The sequence below is a fragment of the Sphingomonas bacterium genome (assembly GCF_903643035.1).
GTDB lineage: Bacteria > Pseudomonadota > Alphaproteobacteria > Sphingomonadales > Sphingomonadaceae > Sphingomonas.
The window spans coordinates 1-5,398 of the sequence record NZ_CAHJWW010000188.1 but is presented as its reverse complement, the minus strand read 5'-3'; the positions used below and the strand labels follow the sequence as shown (position 1 = coordinate 5,398).

The following is a 5,398-nucleotide window of genomic DNA, read 5'->3' as shown; positions in this document are numbered from 1 at the left end:
GGCGGAGCGCGCTGCACGCGAGGGTGATTTCCACCGCGCGATCACTGGGCTCGCCGCCGCCGAGCAGCGCGCGGGGCTCGCCGACCGGTTGCGGCTGGACCTGGACGGCGCGCGCGACGAGCGGGAACATGCGCGCACGCAGGTCGCGCGGCTGGAATCGGTGGTGGCCGGTTTCGACGAACGCATGGCGTTGCAGGCCGATGCGTTCGACGCGCGGCTCGCGGCGCAGGTCGAGGCGGCCGACGCCCGGCTGATCGAGCTGCGCGAGGCGAAGGAGGTGTTGGCGGGCCAGTTCGGGGAGGTCGCGAACAAGTTGCTCGGCGATGCGCAGCGCCAGTTCCTCGAACGCGCCGACGCGCGCTTCCGCCAGTCCGAGGAGACCGCGGGGGCGGGTCTCAAGGCGCTGCTCCAGCCGGTGAACGAGCGATTGCAACGCTATGAGGAGGGGGTGGCGAAGGTGGAGGCGGAACGGCGCGACGCGTTCGGGAACCTCGCCGGCCTGATCGACTCGATGCGGATCGGGCAGGAGAAGGTATCGAGCGAGGCGGCCAAGCTCGTCAACTCGCTGCGCAACGCGCCCAAGTCGCGCGGCCGCTGGGGCGAGCAGCAGCTGCGCAACGTGCTGGAGACGTGTGGGCTGGCGGAGCATACCGACTTCCGGATGGAGGTGAGCGTCGCGGACGGCGAGGGCGGGCGGTTGCGACCGGACGCGGTCGTCAAGGTGCCCGGCGGCAAGTCGCTCATCATCGACGCCAAGGTGTCGCTCAACGCCTATCAGGACGCGTTCGGCGCGGTGGACGAGCGCGAGCGGCATACGGGCCTTGCTGCCCACGCCGCCTCCATGCGCGCGCACGTCAACGGGCTCGGCTCCAAGAGCTACTGGACGCAGTTCGAGGACTCGCCCGAATATGTCGTGATGTTCGTGCCCGGCGAGCACTTCCTGTCCGCTGCGCTGGAGCATGATCCCACGCTATGGGATTTCGCGTTCGACCGGCGGGTGCTGCTGGCGACGCCGACGAACCTGATCGCGATCGCGCGCACCGTCTCCGCGGTGTGGCGGCAGGAGAAGCTGGCCGACCAGGCGCGCGAGATCGCCGGGCTGGGCAAGGAGCTGTACGCGCGGCTGTCGGTAATGGGCGGCCACGTCAACCGGCTGGGCAAGAACCTCGAAAGCGCCGTGTCCGCCTATGGCTCGTTCGTCGGCAGCCTGGAAAGCAACGTGCTGACCAGCGCCCGCCGGTTCGAGGCGCTCAACATCGATACCGGCGGCAAGGTGATCGAGGTGCCCCCGGTCGTGGAAAGCGCCATCCGCCCTTTGACGAAGCTGACGGCGGCCGAGTGACGCCCGGCTCGTTTCCCCGAGCCCAACCCCCGCATCCGCTCGCCCCGAGCCTGTCGGGCCTGTGCCCGGCGCCTTACCCCTGCCGCGCCAGCACCTCATAGCCTATCACCGCGGTCGCGACCGCCGCGTTCAGGCTGTCCGCCTTGCCGAGCATCGGGATCCTCACCAGCAGGTCGCAGGCGGCGGCATAGTCGGGGGGCAGGCCCTGCGCCTCGTTGCCGGTCAGCAGGAAGGTGGGCGCGGCGTAGGACGCGGCGCGATAGTCCGTGTCGGTTGCGAGGCTCAGACCCACCAGCTGCCCCGGTCCCGCGCGCAGCCACGTCAGGAAATCGTCCCATCCCGCGCGCGCGATCGGAACGGTGAAGATCGCCCCCATGCTCGCGCGCACCGCCTCGACGCTGAACGGATCGACGCACTCGCCGATCAGGACCAGTCCGCCCGCGCCGATCGCATCGCCGGTGCGCAGGATCGTGCCGAGATTGCCCGGATCGCGCAGCCGCTCCGCCACCAGCCAGATGCCCGATCGCGACCGGTCGAGCGGGGCAAGATCGGTCGGCAGCTCGTCGAACACGCCGACGACCGTCTGCGGATTGTCCTTGCCCGACAGTTTCGACAAGATGTCCGCGGTGGTCTCGATCGCCTCGCCGCCGTCGGCCTCCACCGCGCGCACGAGCGCGGCGAGGAGCGGGTGCGCCGTGCCCGCGACATGGAACAGCAGCCGCGGCAGCCGGCCGGTCTCGCGCGCCTCCGTCAGGATGCGCAGCCCTTCGGCCAGGAACCGCCGCTGCTCGCGACGGTGCCGCTTGTCGCGCAGGTCGCGCACCTCGCGGATCAGCGGATTGGAAAAGGCGGTGATCGTGCGGGGCATGGGTGCGCGGACGGAAAGGCTCAATCCTCGCCGAACTTGGCCTCGACCAGCTCGCTGAGCGCGCCCACCGCCGCCTGTGCGCCCTCGCCCTCGGCGCTGATCGTGATGGTGTCGCCCATCGCGGCGCCCAGCATCATCAGCCCCATGATCGAGGTGCCGGTGACGGAGCCCGCGCCTTCCTTCTCCACCGCCACGTCGACGGGCTGGCTGGCGGCGAGGGTGACGAACTTCGCCGACGCGCGCGCGTGGAGCCCGCGCCGGTTGGCGATCAGCACGGTACGCGCGACCCGGTCTGGCGGCGCGGTCACGCGGCCGTCTCGCCCAGCACCTCGGACGCGACCGATATATATTTGCGTCCCGCCTCGCGCGCGGCGGCGACGGCGGCGGCGACGCCCATCGCCTTGCGCGCCGACTCGAGACGGATCAGCATCGGCAGGTTGATGCCCGCGATCACCTCCACCCGCCCACGCTCCATCAGCGAGATGGCGAGGTTGGACGGCGTGCCTCCGAACAGGTCGGTCAGCAGGATCACGCCGCGCCCGGCATCCACGTCCCGGATCGCGGCGGCGATGTCGGCGCGACGCTGTTCCATGTCGTCCTCCGGCCCGATGGCGACGGTCGCCACGCGTTCCTGCTTGCCGACGACATGCTCCATCGCGGTCACGAACTCGACGGCGAGCCGGCCGTGCGTCACCAGAACCAGCCCGATCATGCCTGAAGCCATGTCCCATTCATCGGCGTGCCGGCGGGCTCTGAAACGAGTCCTGTGGGGCGGTCGCCATGTCCCGATGAACGATCGTGGGCGAAAACCCGCGCTCGCGCAACCACCCCGCCACGCGCTGCGCGACATGGACCGACCGGTGTTTCCCTCCGGTACAGCCGATCGCGACGGTGACATACGCCTTTCCCTCCGCCCGGTAGCGCGGCACGAGCAGCCCGACCAGCTCCTCGATCCGCCCGACGGCCTCCTCATAGGCTGGATCGGCGGCGATGTAGGCGGCGACGTCGGGATCGAGGCCGGTGTGCGGCCGAAGCTCCGCCACCCAGTGCGGGTTGCGCAGGAAACGCATGTCGAAGACGAGATCGGCGTTGCGGGGAAGCCCGCGCGAGAAGCCGAACGACAGCACCTGAAGCGTCGTCTCGCCCAGCCCCTCGTGCCCGAACGTCCCGCGGATCTCGCCGGCAAGCTCGTTCGACCCAAGGTCGGTGGTGTCGATCAATCGATTGGCCCAGTCCCGCAAAGGCGCCAGCAACTCGCGTTCTCGGGTGATGCCGTCGCGGGCGGGGCGATCGAGTGCCAGCGGGTGCCGTCGCCGCGTCTCCGAATAGCGACGTTCGAGCTCGGCGTCCGAACAGTCGAGGAACAACAGGCCGACATCCCGGCCATGGGCGGCTCGCAGCGCCTCCATCCGGGCGATGATCCGCTCGGGCACGAGATCGCGCGTGCGCGCTCCGAACCCGACCGCCAGCGGCTGCGACCCGCTCGTCCCCTCCGGCATCGGCGCATCGAGCAGCCGGACGAGCAGCGGCAGCGGCAGGTTGTCCACCGTCTCCCAACCCATGTCCTCCAGCGTCTTGAGGACCGTCGACTTGCCAGCCCCCGACAGGCCGGTGACGAGCAATACCTCCTGCGGCCGATCGGTCATGCGAGACGCGCCAGCGCGAGTTCCACCTTGATCGGGGTCGATGCCTCGAACGGACGGAGCGTCACGACCGGGACCGCCACGCCGGCCAGCAGCAGCGTCGCGGCTCGCGGCATCCGTTCGGGTTCGCCCAGTCGTACCGCCAGCGCGACCGGGACCGGGCCTGCATCGGTCATCTCGACGATACCCACGCCGCGTACCTCCAGCTTCCCCGCGATGGTGGCGGGGGCCAGCGCATACAGGGTCCCGCCGCGTGGCGCGAGCGCGGTGTAGTCGTCGCTCACCAGCACCGCGCCGCGATCGATCAGCCGCAGCGCGAGGTCCGATTTGCCTGCGCCGGAAGGCCCCTCGATCAGCACGCCGCGCCCGCGGATCGCGACGGTGGTCGCATGAACCGGATCATCGCTCATGACGTCTCCGCCAGTGGAAGCCGGACCACGAAGCGGGCGCCGCTCAGCCGGTCCTCGCGTTCCTCGACGACGATCGTGCCGCCATGCCCGTCGACGATGGCCCGGGCGATCGCGAGCCCCAGGCCGGAGTGCCGGCCGAACGCCTCGGTTTCCGGGCGGATCGACTGGAAGCGGCGGAACACGGCCTCGCGCGCTTCTCCCGGTACGCCCGGCCCCTCGTCCTCCACACGGATCTCGGCCGCGTCGTCGGTAAGCCGAACGGCAATCGTCACCAGGCCGCTGTCTGGCGAGAAGGAGATCGCATTGTCTATCAGGTTCTCGAACACCCGTTCCAGCCGCGCGCCTTCGCCGGCCACGACCAGCCGCTCGTCAGGCCGGTGATCGAAGTGGACCCGCACACCGCGCTCGACGCCCCGCTGCAGCCGCTGGGCGAGCAGGCCGCCAAGCATAAGGTCGACGTCGATCGGCTCGAACTTGGCGCGGCTGAGCTGCGCGTCCAGCCGCGACGCTTCCGAGATGTCGGTGATGAGGCGATCGAGCCGGTGCACGTCCTCTCGAACGATCGTCATCAGCCGATCCTGCAGCACGGGGTCCCTGACCGTCGACAGCCCCTCGACCGCCGATCGGAGCGATGCGAGCGGGTTCTTCAGTTCGTGCGTCACGTCGGCGGCGAACGCTTCGGTCGCATCGATCCGGGCACGCAGCGCGAGGCTCATGTCCGAGAGCGCCCGCGCCAAGCTGCCGATCTCGTCGCGCCGGTCGGGCAGGCGAGGCACCACCACCTCGCGCGCACGGCCCCGCCTGACGCGGATGGCCGCGCGCGCCAGCCGGCGGAGTGGGCGCACGATGGTACGGGCGAGGAACAGCGACAGCAGGATCGAGACGAGCGTCACGATCAGCAGCACGACACCGAGCCGGAACCGCTCGTTGCGCACCGTCGTGGTGATGTCGCGGGCGTTGGTGGTCGTCATCACGACCACGCCGTCGCCGATCGGCGAGGCGGCGGTCAGGACGGGCGTTCGGTCCGGCGCCCGCCAGACGCTCGCCGCTCGTCCCCCCGTCCGCGCGGCCATGCGCACGTCCGGCCAGTCGCGGCCGGCCGTGTGCTCGCGATACAGCGGCGGGCGGGGCGCGG

Annotated in this window: 7 protein-coding genes; 1 reads left to right on the top strand and 6 read right to left on the bottom strand. The window is 70.6% G+C overall.

Annotated features, from left to right (window positions below):
- Positions 1 to 1,342, top strand: a 1,342-nt coding sequence (locus HUV01_RS11510) for a DNA recombination protein RmuC (RefSeq protein ID WP_254606588.1), incomplete at its 5' end; no start/stop codon positions are given.
- Between the two features lie 73 nt (positions 1,343 to 1,415).
- Here the strand turns inward: HUV01_RS11510 and HUV01_RS11505 are convergent.
- The 6 genes from HUV01_RS11505 to HUV01_RS11480 form a co-directional block, all read right to left on the bottom strand.
- Positions 1,416 to 2,210 (bottom strand): TrmH family RNA methyltransferase, encoded by a 795-nt coding sequence (locus HUV01_RS11505; RefSeq protein WP_174298386.1) that lies wholly within the window; start codon positions 2,208 to 2,210, stop codon positions 1,416 to 1,418.
- Between the two features lie 20 nt (positions 2,211 to 2,230).
- A complete protein-coding gene (locus tag HUV01_RS11500) occupies positions 2,231 to 2,518 on the bottom strand; it encodes an HPr family phosphocarrier protein (RefSeq protein ID WP_174298385.1) in 288 nt (95 codons plus the stop codon).
- Entirely contained in the window at positions 2,515 to 2,922 is a 408-nt protein-coding gene (locus HUV01_RS11495) for a PTS sugar transporter subunit IIA (protein ID WP_174298387.1), read from the bottom strand. Before HUV01_RS11495 ends, HUV01_RS11500 begins: the two co-directional genes overlap by 4 nt.
- 19 nt (positions 2,923 to 2,941) lie before the next feature.
- The gene (gene rapZ / locus HUV01_RS11490) at positions 2,942 to 3,856 is read right to left on the bottom strand and encodes an RNase adapter RapZ (protein ID WP_174298384.1); all 915 of its coding nucleotides are present in this window, start codon (positions 3,854 to 3,856) and stop codon (positions 2,942 to 2,944) included.
- The gene (locus HUV01_RS11485; RefSeq protein ID WP_174298383.1) at positions 3,853 to 4,263 is read right to left on the bottom strand and encodes an HPr kinase/phosphorylase; all 411 of its coding nucleotides are present in this window, start codon (positions 4,261 to 4,263) and stop codon (positions 3,853 to 3,855) included. The genes rapZ and HUV01_RS11485 overlap by 4 nt, the downstream gene beginning before the upstream one ends.
- Positions 4,260 to 5,398, bottom strand: a 1,139-nt coding sequence (locus HUV01_RS11480) for a HAMP domain-containing sensor histidine kinase (protein WP_174298382.1), incomplete at its 5' end; no start/stop codon positions are given. The genes HUV01_RS11480 and HUV01_RS11485, both read right to left, overlap by 4 nt.

Bases quoted from the DNA above. Each gene is read 5' to 3' on its own strand.
- HUV01_RS11505 (WP_174298386.1), bottom strand. From the start codon at position 2,210: ATGCCCCGCACGATCACCGCCTTTTCCAATCCGCTGATCCGCGAGGTG.
- HUV01_RS11495 (WP_174298387.1), bottom strand. From the start codon at position 2,922: ATGATCGGGCTGGTTCTGGTGACGCACGGCCGGCTCGCCGTCGAGTTC.
- rapZ (WP_174298384.1), bottom strand. From the start codon at position 3,856: ATGACCGATCGGCCGCAGGAGGTATTGCTCGTCACCGGCCTGTCGGGG.
- HUV01_RS11485 (WP_174298383.1), bottom strand. From the start codon at position 4,263: ATGAGCGATGATCCGGTTCATGCGACCACCGTCGCGATCCGCGGGCGC.